The sequence below is a fragment of the Rhodococcus tukisamuensis NBRC 100609 genome, assembly GCF_001894985.1.
In the GTDB taxonomy this organism is placed as follows: domain Bacteria; phylum Actinomycetota; class Actinomycetes; order Mycobacteriales; family Mycobacteriaceae; genus Rhodococcus_G; species Rhodococcus_G tukisamuensis.
In genome coordinates this window covers 178,776-194,532 of the sequence record NZ_BCXG01000001.1, presented here as the reverse complement: position 1 = coordinate 194,532, position 15,757 = coordinate 178,776, and the positions used below count along the sequence as shown (strand labels likewise).

Genomic DNA, 15,757 nt, shown 5'->3' with positions numbered 1-15,757 from the left:
TGGGGTCGTGCGATGTCAGGTGCTGTGACGGGGTGCTGCGGACCGGGGTGGTACCTGGCCCGCCTGGGTTTCGACGATCTACACATCGGCGACACCCATCAACTCGCGGGCGCCGAGGTCGAGCAGTTCGCGGGCCAAGGCCCGGCCCAGCTCCTCGGCACGGTCGGGCGGGCCCACCACCGATGCCCGGATCGAGTCCGAGCCGTCCAGTGCGGCCGCGCAGCCGCGGACCGACAACTCGTCGAAGACCCGGCCGTCGTCGTCGATGGACTCGACGACCTCGGCGATCGCGCCGACCGGCGCGGTGCAGCCTGCCTCGAGTTCGGCGAGCAGGCTGCGCTCGGCGACGACGGCCGCACGGGCATGGGCGTCGTCGAGCCGGGCCAGGATCGCGATCAGTTCCGGGTTGTCCGCCCGGCACTCGACGGCCAGCGCGCCCTGGGACGGAGCCGGCAGCATCTGCACCGGGTCGAGCGTCTCGGTGATCACGTCGAGGCGACCGATCCGGGACAGCCCGGCACGCGCGATGACGATCGCGTCGAGTTCGCCGGACTGGACCTTGCCGATGCGGGTGTCGATGTTGCCGCGCAACTCCTGGATGTCGAGTCCCAGCCCGAGCGCGCGCAGCTGGGCCCGACGGCGCGGCGCCGACGTCCCCACCTTCGAGCCGGCGGGCAGCTCACCGAGCACCAGACCGTCGCGGGCCACCAGCGCGTCGCGCGGGTCCTCGCGGCCCGGCACCGCGGCGATGACCAGCCGCTCGTCGGGCGCGGTGGGCAGGTCCTTGTACGAGTGCACGGCGACATCCACGCGACCGGCGGCGAGCTCCTCGCGCAGTTCCGCGGTGAACACGCCGACGCCGATGCGCTGCACCGGACCCGGCGTGACGTCGCCCTTGGTCTTGACGATCACCAGTTCGGCGGGATGGCCGGCGGCGATCAGCGCGTCCCGGACGGTGCCCGCCTGGGTGGTCGCGAGCAGGCTGCCGCGGGTGCCGATGCGCAGGGTCCGCACCCTGGTCTCGCCGGCCGGCTGGGCGGTCGCGGTCATGCCTGCATCCCCTTACGCCAAATCTCTGCACTGTCGGCCTCGTGGCCGGCGGTGAAATCGTCCGCGAGCTCGACGGCCCGGATCTCCATCGGCGCGGCCACGGCCTCCGCCGAACCCGGCGCCAGCTCGAACAGCTCCCGCAGCGCGGCCGCGTACTGGTCTCCGCCGGGCGCGGCGGCGAGCTGCTTGACTCGCACTGTCGGGGCGTGCAGCAGCTTGTCCACGACGCGCCGCACGGTGCGCGCGACCTCGTCGCGCTGCGGGTCGTCGAGGCCCGGCAGCCGGGACTCGAGCCGGAGCAGCTCCGCCTCGACGACGTCGGCAGCGCGCTGACGCAGCGCCGTCACCGTCGGGGTGACCTCCGCGAGCCGCTGACCGGCCAGGTAGGTGGCGAGCTCGCCCGCGACGATCTCGCGTGCGGCGTCGGCGTCGGAGGCCGCGGCCCCGGCGGCCGGGTCCCGCTGCAGCGACTCCATGTCGAACACGGTGACGCCCGGCAGCCCGGCCACGGGTGACTCCACATCGCGCGGCAGGCCGAGGTCGCAGATCACCAGCGGGCGGTCCGCCTCGCGGCCGAGCTGGGCCAGCGCGCGGTGGGTGTCCGCGAGGGTCACCACGGCGCCGACCGCGCCGGTACAGGTCACCAGCACGTCCGACTGCGCCATCGCCGACGGCAGCTCGCTCAGCTCCACCGTCTCCGCCTCGATGCCGTTTCCGCGGGCGGTCTCGGCGAGGCGCTCGGCGCGGTCGCGGGTGCGGTTGACCACGAGGATGCGTCCGATGCCGGCCCGGGTCAGGTGCGCGACGGACAGCCCGCCCATCGCGCCCGCGCCGAGCACGACCGCGGTCCGGCCGGTCAGCGCGCCGCCGAGCAGCTCGGCGGCCCGGTCCAGCGCCACCGACACCACCGACGCGCCGGCCCGGTCGATACCGGTCTCGGAGTGCACCCGCTTGCCGACGCGCAGCGCCTGCTGGGCCAGCTCGTGCAGCGTGCGGCCCGCGGCCTGCTGGCCGTCGGAAGTGGCGTAGGCCGTGCGGATCTGGCCGAGGATCTGCTGCTCGCCGATCACCATCGAGTCCAGGCCGCTGGCAACCGCGAACAGGTGCTCGGCCGCGGCCTCGCTGTAGCGGACGTAGGCGTGCTTGGTCAGGTCCGTCAGGTCCAGTCCGGCGTGCTCGGCCAGCAGTTCGCCGACGGCGCCGAGGGCTCCGTGGAACGCGTCGACCACCGCGTAGACCTCGACCCGGTTGCAGGTCGAGACGATCATCACCTCGGAGACGTGCGACGACTCGAGCATCTTGTCGATCAGCTTGGGCCGATCCGTGTCGCCGATTGCAACCCGCTCGAGGACGGACACGGGAGCGCTTCTATGCGAAATCCCGACCAGGAGAACACTCACGGAGCAGCCACCGATCCATTCGTTGTCGAAGTCGAGCTTGTCGCGTCCGGGTCCGTCTCGGCGTTGCGGGCGCTGTGGAACGAGAGAACCTGCATCTCGACGGCCAGGTCCACCCGACGGATCTCGACGTGTCGGGGCACCTCCAGCGGCGACGAGGCGAAGCTGAGGATGCATCGCAGACCGGCCTTCACCAGCTGGTCGCACACCTCCTGGGCCGAGTCGTCCGGGGTCGCGATGACCCCGATCGTCGCGCCGAGGGCGCGGCACGCCGACTCCAGTTCGGCGACGTCGCGCACGACGAGTCCGTCGACGGTACTGCCGATCCGCTCCGGATCCCGGTCGAACAGGCCCGCCATCGTGAAACCGCGGCGTCCGAATCCGCCGTACCGGGCCAGCGCCTGACCGAGACTGCCGACGCCGACGAGCACCACCCGGTGGCCGCGGTCGAGCCCGAGTGCTTCCTCGATGCGGGCACGCAGCCGGGACACGTCGTAGCCGACTCCGCGGACCCCGTTGGGGCCCAGGAAGGAAAGGTCCTTGCGCAGCTTCGCCGAACCGACGCCCGCGGCCGTCGAGAGTTCTTCGCTGGAGACGATCAGCGTGCCGTCGTCGGCCATCTGGCCGAGCACCCGGAGGTAGGTCGCGAGCCTGGTGACGGTGGCCTGCGGCAGGTCGCGCACAGTGGCGTCCGAGCGTGCCGCGTCGGCCGGCCGGGCCGCCCTGTCGGCACCGAGTCGAGTGCCACCGTCAGCTCCCGCGACACCACGGGCAGCGAACCCATGCGGCTGGTGCTGTTCGGTCACTTCGATGGCTCCTCGTCCGGCCATGCACACGGCCGGTCATCAGGTTGATCCGGGGGGACTGGTGACACCACGGTAACTGCTTGTGAAGCTCTGCACAAAGTCGCCGGATCCCGGCAACACCCGCTGCGACCTGCGCAGCGACCGCCCACCGGGGTTCGCAGGTCGGCCTCAGATTGTCAAATCCGAGCGGAGCCTGACCTCGTCGACCTCCCAGTAGCTGTGCTCCCGATCGTCGAGCAGCACCACCGGCAGCCGATCCCCGTACTCCGCCCGCAGCTCGGGATCCGTCGCGGCCGCCTCGTCGACGTCGACGGATTCGAGGACAATGCCGAATTCCTCACACAACGGCAGCAGTTGCTCCCGCGCGGTCTCGCAGGAGCCGCAACCGGCCCGGGTGAGCAGAGTGATGGTGTGTGCCACGGCGGTCATGCGTCCACTGTGCCACCGGCCGCGGGCACCTCCTGCACCGATCTGCGGAGACGGATATCACAGCCGTCGGTTGCCGGTGCGTTCCGCCCGGTGCACCCTCGGTGCTGGGGATAGGGTTACCGCAGAATCGGCGATCACAGGAGGTGCGAGTGCCTGGGCTATCACGGCCGACGGGATCGGGGGTGAGCGCCGGCTGGCTCGGCGGAGCGGTGCCGTTCCGCAAGCGCGGCAGGCTCCCGCTCGGTCCCAGCGACGCACAACTAAGGGCCAACCGAGCCGGCGAGGCGAGCGCGGACGCCGCGATCGCGCTGCACGCCGCCGAGACCGAGGCCGTCGCCGCCGAGGCGGGCGCCGGGACCCCGGACACCGCGCCCGCGGTGCCGCTGGACCTGACCGCCGCCGCATTCTTCGACGTCGACAACACCATGGTCCAGGGCGCGTCGATCATCCACTTCGCCCGCGGCCTGGCCGCCCGCAAGTACATCTCCTACGGCGACATGGCCCGGTTCGGCTGGCAGCAGGTCAAGTTCCGGGTCACCGGCAAGGAGAACAGCGGCGACGTCGCGAGCGGCAAGGAGAAGGCGCTGGCCTTCATCGCCGGACGCGAGACCGCGGAGTTCACCCGGCTCGGCGAGGACATCTACGACGAACTGATCGCCGACAAGATCTGGCCGGGCACCCGGGCGCTGGCCCAGATGCACCTCGACGCCGGGCAGCAGGTCTGGCTGGTCACCGCCACCCCGGTCGAGTTGGCGCAGGTGATCGCGAAGCGACTCGGCCTGACAGGCGCGCTGGGCACCGTCGTCGAGAGCGAGCAGGGCAAGTTCACCGGCCGCCTGGTCGGCGACATCCTGCACGGACCCGGCAAGGCGCACGCCGTGCGCACCCTGGCCGTGCGCGAGGGCCTGAACCTCAAGCGGTGCACGGCCTACTCGGACAGTCACAACGACGTGCCGATGCTCTCGCTGGTCGGCACCGCGGTCGCCATCAATCCCGACACCGATCTCAAGGAAGTCGCCAAGACCCGCGGCTGGGAGATCCGGGACTACCGCACCGGACGCAAGGCCGCGAAGGTCGGCGTGCCGACCGCGCTGGCACTCGGTGCGCTCGGCGGAGCCCTGGCCTCGGTGATCGGTCGTCGCAAGCACTGACCTGGACCCGTGGCGATCCCTCCCCCGCAGGGCGGGGTCGCCACGGGCGGCGTGGCCGGGTCAGCCCATGAACACGTTGCGACGCTTGGCGAGCAACCTGTACAGCGTCTGCTGGATGTTCTCGCGGACGTGGTCGGTGACCTCGAAGAGCACCATCGGGTCCTCCGCGGCGACCGTGTCGTAGGAGTCCGTGACGATCGGCTCACCGAACTCGATGTACCACTTCGACGGCAGCGGGATCAGCCCGAGCGGACCGAGGTGCGGGAAGAACGGCGTCACCGGGAAGTACGGCATCCCCAGCAGCCGGGCCAGCGACTTGATGTCGCCGATCTTCGGGTAGATCTCCTCCGACCCGACGATGGAGCAGGGGATGATCGGGGCGCCGGTCCGGATCGCGGCGCTGACGAAGCCGCCCCGGCCGAAGCGCTGCAGCTTGTAGCGCTCGCTGAACGGCTTCCCGATCCCCTTGAAACCCTCCGGGAACACCGCCGCCACCTCGCCGCCGCGCAGCAGTCGCTCGGCGTCCGGGTTGCAGGCCAGGGTGTGGCCAGCCTTGCGGGCGATGTTGCCGACCACCGGCATCTCGAAGGCCATGTCCGCGGCCAGCATCCGCAACGGCCGGTGCGCCGGGTGGTGGTCGAACATCGCCACCGAAGTCATCAACCCGTCGATCGGCACCACGCCCGCGTGGTTGGCCACCACCAGCGCGCCGCCCTCGGCGGGCACGTTCTCGATGCCGCGGACCTCCACCCGGAACCACGAGTCGAACAGTGGGCGCAGCAGCGGCAGCCACACGTTCTCCGTGAAGTGCGGGTCGAAACCGAACTCGTCGACCTGGTAGTCGCCGGTGAGCCGGCGGCGGATGAACTCGGCCGTCGCCACCACCTGGTCCGCGACCATCCCCCGCGCGGAGTCGAGCAGCGCGCCGGCCAGCCCCGGTGCATCCGTGTCGGCCGACGCCGGCGGAACCGTGAACAGTTCGGTCGGCTCGGAGGGGATGACCGGTCCGCCGCTGTGCCGGGCACGCACCCGACGCGGCCCGGACTCGCTGTGCAGCGGGATGACCTTCGCCACCTCGTTCGCCTCGTTCGCCGCGTCACTCATCGCGTCGCCCCCGTAGCCCCGACCAGCCGGCCCACGCCGGATTCCACCGAGCGCAGCCATTCCTTGCTGATGACGGGACTGAAGCCTGCGCCCCGGATCGTGTCGTCCATCGCCTGCAGCGACGTCCAGCGCGGCTCGAATCCCAGCTCCGCACGCATCCGGTGGGTGTCGAGGCCACAGCCGAAGTGGTAGTAGTCCAGCTGCTCGTTGGTGAAGTCGCGCATCACCGATCCCATCATCGCGCGGCCGAGGGTCCGGAACAGCGGGTACGGCACCGGCACCGCGACGCCGCCCGCGCGGCGGATCGCCTGGGAGAGCATCACCACGCCGTCGGCGGCCACGTTGAAGGTGCCGGCCGGCCCGGCCACCGTGGCCCGTTCCAGGGCCGCCAGCGCATCCTCCTCGTGCAGCAACTGCATCCGGGCGTCGCGCCCCATGATGATCGGGACGACCGGCGAGTTCAGGAACTGCGAGACCGCGCCGTGCAGTCGCGGGCCCACCAGCGGTGCCATCCGCAACAGTGACACCGCGATCTCCGGGCGCCGCCGGCCCAGCCCGCGCGCGTACCCCTCGATCTCGATGGTGTCCTGGGCGAAGGCACCCCGCGGCGGCGTCCGGGCGCTCATCTCCTCGGTGAACCTGGCGGGGTCCTTCGCGCTGCAGCCGTAGACCGCGCTCGAGGACCGCACCACCACCTTGCGGACGTCCGGGGACTTCTGGCACACCGCGAACAGCTGCATGGCGCCGAGGACGTTCATGTCCTTCATCGCGGTCCGGTTGCCGGACTTGGGCGCCTTGTCGATGGTCGCCGCGTGGACGACGGTGTCGACCTTGGCGCCGCGGATCACCTTGCCGATGAGCGGGTTGCGAATGTCCGCGCGGACGAACTCGGCGCGCCCCATCCGGCGGAGCATGTCCTTGCTCGGGGAGACGGCGTCGACCGCGATGACTCGTTCGATGCTCGGATCCTGCGCGAGCCTGGTCACCAGGTAGCCGCCGAAGAACCTGCTCGCCCCTGTCACCAGCACTACCCCGGGGGGCTGCACCCCTCGATCGCCGCCTGCCACCACTCCCACACCCCGTTCGTGATCGACCAACTGTGGCTGACGCCACGACCCGCTCACCCGCTCCCCTGCGAGCCTAACCCCGACAACGCCGGGTCCGAGAAAGATTAACGCTACTGAAACACGCCATCCACCTGCTGTTTTACTGACGAAGACGCATTATTTCCAAGGCCGGTCAAATTCGATCGAGACGAATACGACGATTCCGGCAGACCCACCCCGAGACCCGTCACACCGCGGCCGGGCACCCCCGAAACGCAGGAGCCCAGAAACCCAGTACCCCAGAAAACGCAGTACCGCAGAAACGCCGCACCCCGAACGCAGCGATGCCCGCCACCTTACGGTGACGGGCATCGATTGGGCACTCGGCCCACACGCCGGATCGGCGTGCCTGCAGCTCGGCGAACTACTTACCGAGCTTCCTACGCTGCACTCGCGTCCTACGAAGCAGCTTGCGGTGCTTCTTCTTCGACATGCGCTTGCGTCGCTTCTTGATAACTGAACCCATGGCGGGTGTCCCTCACGTTCTTCTCTAGCGTTCCTGCGCACGCCGGTTACGTACGCGTGCGTTACGAATCTGGCGCTGTAGCCACTATCCACTAGCCCAGCGCCTGACGACACCGGCTGGCACGACGATTAGTCATCGTACCGGTGTCGCCCTGCTCCGCCGAAACCGAGCGTGGCTTACGAGACTTCAGCCCGCGTCGAAATACGACGTCTGCAGGTAGTCGTGCACTGCCTTCGCATGTACCCGAAACGAGCGACCGACCCGAACCGCAGGCAGTTCGCCGCTGTGCACCAACCTATACACCGTCATCTTCGAAACCCGCATCAGGGTCGCCACCTCGGCGACCGTGAGGAACTGCGTGCCACCGAGGACAGGCTGACCGTCTCCGGCCGATCCCTTCGACTTACTTGTAGACACCATTAACTTGTATACCTCCGGCACATGTCGCGCCGCCGGCTTCCCCTCCGGCGGTACAGACACGCACGTGCTAACCGCAGTTTACCGGGACAGATGGTGTTGATGCGACGGGTGTGAGCGAAAACGGGTGTGAATTCCGGATTCGACACCGGCCGGCCTCCCGCATCTCGGCGAGCCACGGGAGGCCGCGGCCCTATTCGGCCGACACGCCCGCCTTCTCCGTCGGGGCACCCAGGGCCGCCGACTTCACCTTCGCGGCCGTGAGCGCGTCGTAGAACGCCGTACGCAGCCCACCCCGCTCGAGTTCACGCACCGCGGCGGCGGTGGTGCCGCCGGGCGAGGTGACCGCCGCGCGCAGCTCGGTCGCCGACTCCCCGGACTCCGCCAGCATGGCCGCCGAGCCCACCATCGTCTGCACCACGAGCTCGGACGCCGTCGCCCGGGTGAGTCCGAGGCTCACGCCCGCGTCGACCATCGCCTCCGCGACCAGGAAGAAGTAGGCCGGGCCGGAACCCGAGACCGCGGTGACGGCGTCGATCTGCGCCTCCGACACGGTGACCACCTTGCCCACGGACCCGAGCAGCTCCCGCACTGTCTCCAGGTGCTCGGCCTTGGCGAAGCGGCCCGCGGCGATCGCACTGACACCCTCACCCACCAACATTGGGGTATTCGGCATCACCCGGACCACCGGGACGCCGGCGGGCAGCTTGTTCTCGTACCGCCAGGTCGGCAGGCCGGCGGCCAGCGTCACGATGAGCTGCTCGCGCTCGCCGTCGAGATCACCAGCCGCCAGCTGCGCGACCACCGGGTCGACGTCGCCCGGCTTGACCGCGATGACCACCACGTCGGCGCCCTCGGCCGCGTCCGCGACGGTCGTCACCCGGATCGCGTACTGCTCCGCCAGCTCGGCTGCGCGGGCCGGGAACGACTCCGCGACAACCAGGTCCCGAGCCGCGCGCCCGGCCTTCAACAGCCCCGAGATCAGCGCCTCGCCGATCCGGCCGCCACCGATCACTGCAATTCTCGTCATGCCCGCCAGCCTGCCAGCCCACCCACGGGTGTGGCCACGCAGGTCCGCCCGTCAGCCCTTCGGGATCATCGCGAGCTGACGGCTCTGAACGACGGTCTGCCCGGTCTGGTCGAGCACCACGTGGTCCTCCTCGAACCAGGTGTCGCCGAGGACGGTGGCGCTGGCCATCACCCGCAGCCATCCGGGTGCCGGGCGCCGGCGCAGGTAGGTGGTGAGCTGGACGGTCGGCGCCCAGCCGAACATGCCCCGGTTCATCGTCACCGGGGCGCTGATGTCGCCGGTCATCAGCGCGAACAGCAGCGCGACGTCGGGATCGGCCTCGTCCTCGGCGAAGGGCCGGACCCACATCCGGTTCACCGGGTCGCCCTGCTCGCCCGCCAGGAACCGCGCGGCGGACGGGTCCACCCGCAGGTCGCATCCCTTGGCCACGTGCACGATCTGACCCATCGGGTGGTCCGGGACGATGTGGACGGCGTCGGCGGGCGGCTCGGCGGACAGGTCCGCCACCGCGAGCGGCACCTGGTGCCGGGGCTCACCGACGTCCAGGACGCCGAGGGTCACGGCGGCCGAGACCGCGAGTCGGTCCCCCTGGTACAGGTCCACGTCGACCAGGCAGACCTGCCGGCCGCGCTTGCGGACGGTGGTGGCCAGGCGCACCTCGCCCGGGTCCGGCGCGCTGACGTAGCTGGCGCTGACCGAGATCGGCTGCATCGCGCCGGCGTCGTCGCCCGACGCACGGATCGCGTCGCGGGCGGCGGCGGCGCACACGGCCATCATGCAGCCGCCGTGGACCTTGGGGCCGATCGTCCAGACCGCGTCGACGACGGCGCCGAAGTTGCCCTCCCCGAGGTCGGTGAGCGTGGTCAGGTCCGCGAACGGCCGGGTGGAGGTGAGGATGGAGGGAGCGCTCATGGGGTGTCCTCTCGGAGCTGTTGCGACGGCTCAGCCGTCAGGGTTCGGGACGCGATGTCCTGGTGGGCGAGGCGGCGCATGGCGGCGAGCACGGGTTCGTAGACCGCGGTCCCGAGCACCGCGTACTCGACCGCGGCCTCCGTGGACCCGACCGGCATGTGCGCGAGGTCGAACTCGGCGATCGCCTGAACGTGCCGGCCGTAGTTGTCGAGACGTTCGACGGTCATCGGGATGCCGACCGCCTCGACCGCCTCGAGCGCCCGGTCGAGCTGCCCGACTGCCGGGAAGCGCGGGTCGTAGACCTGGCCGAGGTGCTCGAGCGCCCACTGCGCCCGGGGGTTCTCTCGCGGGGCCGGGACGTCCGGGTCGGGGTACGGCGGAAGCGCCGCGACGGCCCGGCCGAGCGTCTCGAACAGGTCGTCTCCCGGATTCTCGGTCAGCCGGACGATGACGCGGATCTTGTGGATCGGCAGACCGGCGCCGGCCAGCGCCTTGATCAGCGCCAGGCGGCGCAAGTGCCTCTCGTCGTACCGGGACTGGGTCACGCTGGTCGCCTCGCCGGGCATCAGGACGCCCTCGCGGAGGTAGTACTTGATCGTCGCGAGCGGCAGTCCGGACCGCTCGACCAGCTCGGATACACGCATCGAACCTCCGGACGGGTGGTCGGATCGTCGGCCGTTGACGACCCTATTGGACAGTTCTAGTATCCAATACTAGATACCGGAGCTATCCATTTCCACCCCGGGTCAATCTGCCACCGATCGAGGAGCCCTGTCATGGATCCCGTTCTCACCGTCGTCGCGGGTGTCACCGTCCTCACCGTCGTGGGCATCGCCTTCGGCGGCACGTTCATGCTCCGCATCGTCACCGGAAGCCGGGGCGCGAACGCCCTGCAGAAGACGATGTTCCGGGCCGGCCACGCGCACGCGGGTGTGCTGGTGACCCTCGGCCTGGTGGTCGCACTGCTCACCCAGGCCGCCGGCGTGGCCGCGACGTGGTCCGCCGTCGGCTCGATCCTGGTGCTCTCCGCCGCGATCCTGGTGCCGGCGGGGTTCTTCCTGTCCGTGCTCGGCGAGGACCCGCAGCGCCCCAACGCGTGGATCCGCTCGGTGTGGGCCGGATTCGCGGTGCTGGTGGCGGGACTGGTCGTCGCGGGCGTCGCGACAACCGTCGCCGGCGTCAGCGCACTGGGTTGAGCCGATACCCCGCCGGGTCGACCGTAGGCCCTCGCGCAGGGTTGACCGAATGGCCTCCCCGCACGACTGACCGAGGCGGGGCCGACGCGAGACCGGGGTACCGCGAGGGTGCGTCAGGCGGTGGCGGGCCGCACCGCAAGGTGTTCGCGGGCGAAGCTCAACGACTGACCCAGCATGGACGCCCGCTCGGCGCGGGTCCGCGCGTTCTGGGTGTTGATCTCGAGCACCACCTGACCGTCGAACCCGCTCTCGGTCAGGTGCCGGCACACCTGTGCGCACGGCTGGGTCCCGTGCCCTGGGATGAGGTGTTCGTCCGCTGACGCGCCGCGACCGTCGGCGAGGTGCAGGTGCTTGAGGCCGCTCCCCATCCGCCCGGCCAACTCCAGCGCGTCCATGCCCGCGGTCGCGGTGTGCGAGAGGTCCAGCGTGTAGTGGGCGTGCCCGGTGTCGGTGGGGTCGTACGACGGCGCGAAGGCGGACACCCCGCGACCGGGGCCGCCGCGCTTCTCCAGACGCTGCGCCGAGGCCGTCTTGGTGCCCCAGAACCGGTCCGTGCGCATCGGGAACATGTTCTCCACCGCGACCACCACGTCGCTGCGCTCCTCCAGGTCACGCACCTGGTCCGCGAAGCCGTCCGCGTAACGCCGCTGCCACCGGAACGGCGGGTGCACCACCACGGTCCGCGCGCCGAGCGCCTCCGCTGCCCGCACCGAACGCTCGAGCTTGGCGACCGGGTCCGCTCCCCACACCCGCTGCGAGATGAGCAGGCAGGGCGCGTGGATGGCCTGCACCGGGACCGCGTACTTGCGGACCAGTCGCTTGACCGCGTTCATGTCCTGGCTGACGGACTCCGCCCAGACCATCAGCTCGATACCGTCGTAGCCGAGCTCGGCCGCGAACTCGAAGGCGGCCTCGGTGTTCTGCGGGTAGGCAGAGGCGGTCGACAGCCCCACCAGAATTTGCCTGTTACCGTTCCGGCTGCCGTCTGTCGCCATGTCTACCCCGTCAACTCGAGCTGAGTACGAAGGCCAGTGGGCCGATCGTCACGAACACCCCGACGATCACCGCGATGAGCAGGCTCACCATGTCGTCGGTCTGGCGCAGGATCCGGACCACCGCGACCAGTCCTGCGATCACCAGCACTGCGAGCACCAGCGCCACCCAGGGCAGCATCTCCCACAGCGTCTCGAAGCCCTTGAACAGCAGTCCGCCCGCGACGACCGCGACCAGCGCCTGCCCGGCCAGCACCGCCCACTGGCGAGCCGGGCTGCCCTCGGCCGCCTCGCTGTCGTCGAACCCGGGGTCGTCCGCCGCGCTGTCCGCTTCGGCCTCCGGTGCGGCGTCGTCGGCAGACTTGCCGCGTCGTGACCTGCGGCCCCCGTCCGCGTCGGTGATTCGCGGGAACTCGCCGGTGGTGTGGACCTGCGCCCGGGCGTCGTCGAGCGTCTCGTTGCGCGCGGTGCGCCCTGCCCCGGATTTCCGCAGCGGTTCGTCCTGGGGCGAGGCCCCGGACAGCAGGGCCGGCTCGCTGCCGGCGAACGGCGTGAACGCGCCCGCCGTGCGGGCGGAGTTCCCGAGCGCCTTCGCCGCCGGCTTCTCTGTCGCCGCCCCGCTCTTGGCCGGGCCGGACTTGCGCGCGGCATCAGCCTTGGCCAGTACCGCCTTGTCCAGAGCCGGGATCGCCTGCGTGTGGTCTTCCTCGGCCGGCGCCGTCGGGGCGGCCGCGCGGGACGCCGCGGGCGTGATCGTCCGCATCTGCGGCATGGCCGCCGTCAGCGGCATGGCCGCCGTCTCGGGCCTGGCCGCCGCCTCGCGCCTGGCCGCCGTCTCGGTCTTGGCCGGCGTCTCGACCTTGGGCGCCGCCTTCGAGTTCAGCGCCGCTTCGAACTTCAGGGCCGACTCGGACTTCGGGGCCGCCACCGGCTTCGCGACCACCTCCGGCTTCGGGGCCGCCACGGGCGGGGCCGGCACCGCGGGCGCCGTCGGCTCCGCTTTCGGGGCCGCGCCGGACCTCAGCGCCGCCTCGAACTTCAGAGCCGACTCGGACTTCGGGGCCGCCACCGGCTTCGGGGCCGCCTCGGGCGTGGCCGGCAACTCGACCGCGACCGGCGAGGCAGGCTCGACCACTGCCGGCGCGGGAGCCGGCTCCGGCACGGGCGCGGGGGCCGGCGGTTCGGGAGGCTCCGGGCGGTCCCGCACCACCGGGATCTCGCCGGTCAGTTCCGCCACAGTGATGCCACCGGCGACGCCTCGACGCCGCCGACCGCCACGAGACTCGACCTGCTGTCCGTTGCGGGCAAGAAGTTCCGCAACGGAGATCTGGCCCGTGTTCTCCGAACCCTCGCTCATCGCGCCACCACCAGTTCGCCGCCCATCTCAGTATCCAGTTTGCGCAGGATCAGTCCTTCGCGCAGCGCCCACGGACAAATCTCCAGTTCGTCCACCGACAGTGCCCGCATGCTCGCCTCCGCGATCAGTGCGCCGGCCACGATCTGCTGCGACCTGTCGGCGCTCACTCCCTCCAGTTCGGCGCGGTCGGCGGTCGTCATCCGCGAGATGAACGCGATCAGCTGCCGCAAACCACTCGAAGTCAGTGTCCTACGCACACGCGGTCCGGCGGCGGAGGGCGCGGCGCCGGTGAGTCGGGCCAGCGACCGGAAGGTCTTGGACGTCCCGACCACGCGGTCCGGCGTCCCCGCGGCCCGCAGCACCTTCGCCGGCTCCACCAGTTCCGCGTCCAGCCAGTCCCGCAGCACCGCGATCCGACGCTTGCCCGGCGGGTCGGCGGACAGCCAGTCCCGGGTCAGCCGGCCGGCACCGAGCTGCAGCGAGAAGGCGACGTCCGGGTCCTCGTCGCCGCCGCTGGTGAGCTCGAGCGAACCGCCGCCGATGTCGAAGTTCATGATCCGGCCGGCGCTCCAGCCGTACCAGCGGCGCACCGCGAGGAAGGTCAACCGGGCCTCGTCGACGCCCGAGAGCACCTCGAGCCGCACCCCGGTTTCCTCCCGGACCCGCGCCAGCACGGCCTCCGAGTTGTTCGCGTCCCGCACCGCCGAGGTGGCAAAGGCCATCAGCTCGCCGCACCCCGAGGTGGACGCGATGCTGGCGAAGTCGCCGACCGCGGCGACCAGGCGGTCGGCACCGGCCTCGGTGATGTCGCCGCGGTCGTCGGTGTTCTCCGCGAGCCGCAGCGTGGACTTGGTTGAGCTCATCGGCGTGGGATGGGCGCCCCTGTGGGCATCCACCACGAGCAGGTGAACTGTGTTGCTTCCGACGTCGAGCACCCCTAAACGCACGTGACCACGGTACTGGGTCTACCGTCGGGCACTGTGACAGCAGGCAATACCGCGCCCTCGGACAAGATGGTGCCGACCCCCGAAGTCGACCTCGACTTCCCCCGCGAGTGGATCGAGTTCGTCGACCCGTCGAACGCGGAGCACGTCGTCGTCGCGGACCTGACCTGGCTACTTTCCCGCTGGACCTGCGTCTTCGGCACCCCCGCGTGCCAGGGCACGGTGGCCGACCGGCCGGACGACGGTTGCTGCTCGCACGGCGCCTTCCTCTCCGACGCCGAGGACCGGGACAAGCTCGACAAGTCAGTGAAGTTGCTCACCGCGCAGGACTGGCAGCTCATCGACAAGGGCCTGGGCAAGAAGGGCTACGTCGAAGAGGACGACCTCGACGACGAGCCGGCCGTGCGGACCCGGCGCTACAAGGGCGCCTGCATCTTCCTCAACCGACCCGGCTTCGACGGCGGTATCGGCTGCGCGCTGCACTCGATGGCGCTGCGCAAGGGCATCGAGCCGCTCGAGGTGAAGCCGGACGTGTGCTGGCAGCTCCCGATCCGCCGCACCCAGGAGTGGGTGGACCGGCCGAACGGCGAGCAGGTGCTCAAGACCACCATCACGGAGTACGACCGACGCGGCTGGGGCGAGGGCGGCGAGGACCTGAGCTGGTACTGCTCCGGTTCGCCCGACGCACACGTGGGCGCGAAGCCGGTGTGGCAGTCCTACGCCCCGGAGCTGACCGAACTGCTCGGCGACGAGGTGTACCAGGAACTGGCCAAGCACTGCCGCCGCCGGGCCGGCCTCGGGTTGATCGCGGTGCACCCCGCGACGACGGCCGCCCGCGAGGCCCGCGGTCGCTGAGCCGGCAGACCCGCGCGCAGCCGGCACCGAGCCGGTAACGCCCACCTCGTCCCCGTCCGACATACCCTGCGAGGGGCACGCCGGTGTTCCCGGTGAGGGGACATCATGTTCAAGCACGTAGTCGCCGTCGCGGCCCTGGCCGCAGGCGCCGCACTGACGCTGGTGCCCGCCGCCTCCGCGGCCAGTCCGGACGACCCGTACGGCTGGAACACCTACAACGACAAGACCAGCGCCTTCGTCGCGCCGCTGGATCCCGGTGCCTTCACCGACAAGGCAGACAAGGCGATCGTGCTGAGCCCGTTCGGCACCACCCGGACCATCGAGTGCAAGGGCGACGGCCACTACGTGGGCGTCGCCTGCCGGCAGTCGGACCCCGCCGGCGTCCAACACGACCTGGTCCCGGTGATGAAGGCCCCGATGCGCGCGGTGTGGGTCTACAACCCGTTCGGCGCCCCCAGCAGCTGACCGCCTGCCGGTCCTGGCCCGCCAGACCCAGCGCGTGGGCCCCGACCGGCCGTGACGGTGGTGCGCGGCATGGGGTTTTG

At 70.9% G+C, this 15,757-nt stretch carries 18 protein-coding genes; 4 read left to right on the top strand and 14 right to left on the bottom strand.

Going from position 1 to position 15,757, the window contains the following annotated elements:
• Positions 1 to 78: 78 nt before the first annotated feature.
• From hemC to RT2_RS00835, 4 genes are all read right to left on the bottom strand, one after another.
• Complete coding sequence (gene hemC, locus RT2_RS00850) at positions 79 to 1,050, bottom strand: hydroxymethylbilane synthase (protein WP_072842624.1); 972 nt, start codon at positions 1,048 to 1,050, stop codon at positions 79 to 81.
• A complete protein-coding gene (locus tag RT2_RS00845) occupies positions 1,047 to 2,450 on the bottom strand; it encodes a glutamyl-tRNA reductase (protein ID WP_072842623.1) in 1,404 nt (467 codons plus the stop codon). The genes hemC and RT2_RS00845 overlap by 4 nt, the downstream gene beginning before the upstream one ends.
• Complete coding sequence (locus tag RT2_RS00840; RefSeq protein ID WP_371851126.1) at positions 2,447 to 3,253, bottom strand: redox-sensing transcriptional repressor Rex; 807 nt, start codon at positions 3,251 to 3,253, stop codon at positions 2,447 to 2,449. The genes RT2_RS00845 and RT2_RS00840 overlap by 4 nt, the downstream gene beginning before the upstream one ends.
• 168 nt (positions 3,254 to 3,421) lie before the next feature.
• Positions 3,422 to 3,682 carry a glutaredoxin family protein gene (locus RT2_RS00835; RefSeq protein WP_072842621.1) on the bottom strand — a complete coding sequence of 87 codons (261 nt, stop codon included), beginning with the start codon at positions 3,680 to 3,682 and terminating at the stop codon, positions 3,422 to 3,424.
• Between the two features lie 149 nt (positions 3,683 to 3,831).
• Between RT2_RS00835 and RT2_RS00830 the strand changes: the two genes are divergently transcribed.
• Entirely contained in the window at positions 3,832 to 4,833 is a 1,002-nt protein-coding gene (locus tag RT2_RS00830; RefSeq protein WP_072842620.1) for an HAD family hydrolase, read from the top strand.
• Between the two features lie 60 nt (positions 4,834 to 4,893).
• Here RT2_RS00830 and RT2_RS00825 read toward each other — a convergent pair whose 3' ends face one another.
• The 7 genes from RT2_RS00825 to RT2_RS00795 all read right to left on the bottom strand — a co-directional run bounded on the left by RT2_RS00825 (position 4,894) and on the right by RT2_RS00795 (position 10,512).
• Positions 4,894 to 5,937 carry a lysophospholipid acyltransferase family protein gene (locus RT2_RS00825; protein ID WP_072842619.1) on the bottom strand — a complete coding sequence of 348 codons (1,044 nt, stop codon included), beginning with the start codon at positions 5,935 to 5,937 and terminating at the stop codon, positions 4,894 to 4,896.
• Positions 5,934 to 7,004 (bottom strand): NAD-dependent epimerase/dehydratase family protein, encoded by a 1,071-nt coding sequence (locus RT2_RS00820; protein WP_371851131.1) that lies wholly within the window; start codon positions 7,002 to 7,004, stop codon positions 5,934 to 5,936. The genes RT2_RS00825 and RT2_RS00820 overlap by 4 nt, the downstream gene beginning before the upstream one ends.
• A gap of 403 nt (positions 7,005 to 7,407) precedes the next feature.
• Positions 7,408 to 7,509 carry a 30S ribosomal protein bS22 gene (locus RT2_RS00815; RefSeq protein ID WP_003402602.1) on the bottom strand — a complete coding sequence of 34 codons (102 nt, stop codon included), beginning with the start codon at positions 7,507 to 7,509 and terminating at the stop codon, positions 7,408 to 7,410.
• A 186-nt stretch (positions 7,510 to 7,695) separates the two neighbouring features.
• Positions 7,696 to 7,929 (bottom strand): helix-turn-helix domain-containing protein, encoded by a 234-nt coding sequence (locus RT2_RS00810; protein WP_072842822.1) that lies wholly within the window; start codon positions 7,927 to 7,929, stop codon positions 7,696 to 7,698.
• A gap of 190 nt (positions 7,930 to 8,119) precedes the next feature.
• On the bottom strand, positions 8,120 to 8,956 hold the full coding sequence (gene proC, locus RT2_RS00805) for a pyrroline-5-carboxylate reductase (RefSeq protein ID WP_072842617.1): 837 nt from the start codon (positions 8,954 to 8,956) through the stop codon (positions 8,120 to 8,122).
• A 51-nt stretch (positions 8,957 to 9,007) separates the two neighbouring features.
• Positions 9,008 to 9,868, bottom strand: coding sequence for a thioesterase family protein (locus RT2_RS00800; protein ID WP_072842616.1), 861 nt, complete (start codon positions 9,866 to 9,868; stop codon positions 9,008 to 9,010).
• The gene (locus tag RT2_RS00795) at positions 9,865 to 10,512 is read right to left on the bottom strand and encodes a MerR family transcriptional regulator (RefSeq protein WP_072842615.1); all 648 of its coding nucleotides are present in this window, start codon (positions 10,510 to 10,512) and stop codon (positions 9,865 to 9,867) included. The genes RT2_RS00800 and RT2_RS00795 overlap by 4 nt, the downstream gene beginning before the upstream one ends.
• 132 nt (positions 10,513 to 10,644) lie before the next feature.
• On the opposite strand from RT2_RS00795, the gene RT2_RS00790 reads away from it, so the two are divergent.
• Positions 10,645 to 11,064 carry a hypothetical protein gene (locus RT2_RS00790; protein WP_072842614.1) on the top strand — a complete coding sequence of 140 codons (420 nt, stop codon included), beginning with the start codon at positions 10,645 to 10,647 and terminating at the stop codon, positions 11,062 to 11,064.
• Positions 11,065 to 11,177: 113 nt separating this feature from the next.
• Here RT2_RS00790 and RT2_RS00785 read toward each other — a convergent pair whose 3' ends face one another.
• Genes RT2_RS00785 through RT2_RS00775 form a run of 3 tightly spaced genes read right to left on the bottom strand, consistent with a single transcriptional unit; the run spans position 11,178 to position 14,360 of the window.
• Complete coding sequence (locus RT2_RS00785) at positions 11,178 to 12,059, bottom strand: sugar phosphate isomerase/epimerase family protein (RefSeq protein WP_072842613.1); 882 nt, start codon at positions 12,057 to 12,059, stop codon at positions 11,178 to 11,180.
• A gap of 10 nt (positions 12,060 to 12,069) precedes the next feature.
• On the bottom strand, positions 12,070 to 13,413 hold the full coding sequence (locus RT2_RS00780) for an Rv0497 family membrane protein (protein WP_072842612.1): 1,344 nt from the start codon (positions 13,411 to 13,413) through the stop codon (positions 12,070 to 12,072).
• A complete protein-coding gene (locus RT2_RS00775; RefSeq protein ID WP_072842611.1) occupies positions 13,410 to 14,360 on the bottom strand; it encodes a Ppx/GppA family phosphatase in 951 nt (316 codons plus the stop codon). The genes RT2_RS00780 and RT2_RS00775 overlap by 4 nt, the downstream gene beginning before the upstream one ends.
• A 66-nt stretch (positions 14,361 to 14,426) precedes the next feature.
• On the opposite strand from RT2_RS00775, the gene RT2_RS00770 reads away from it, so the two are divergent.
• Together RT2_RS00770 and RT2_RS00765 are read left to right on the top strand one after the other, a co-directional pair.
• Complete coding sequence (locus RT2_RS00770) at positions 14,427 to 15,212, top strand: DUF3109 family protein (RefSeq protein ID WP_072842610.1); 786 nt, start codon at positions 14,427 to 14,429, stop codon at positions 15,210 to 15,212.
• A 105-nt stretch (positions 15,213 to 15,317) separates the two neighbouring features.
• On the top strand, positions 15,318 to 15,677 hold the full coding sequence (locus RT2_RS00765) for a hypothetical protein (protein WP_072842609.1): 360 nt from the start codon (positions 15,318 to 15,320) through the stop codon (positions 15,675 to 15,677).
• Positions 15,678 to 15,757 lie beyond the last annotated feature (80 nt).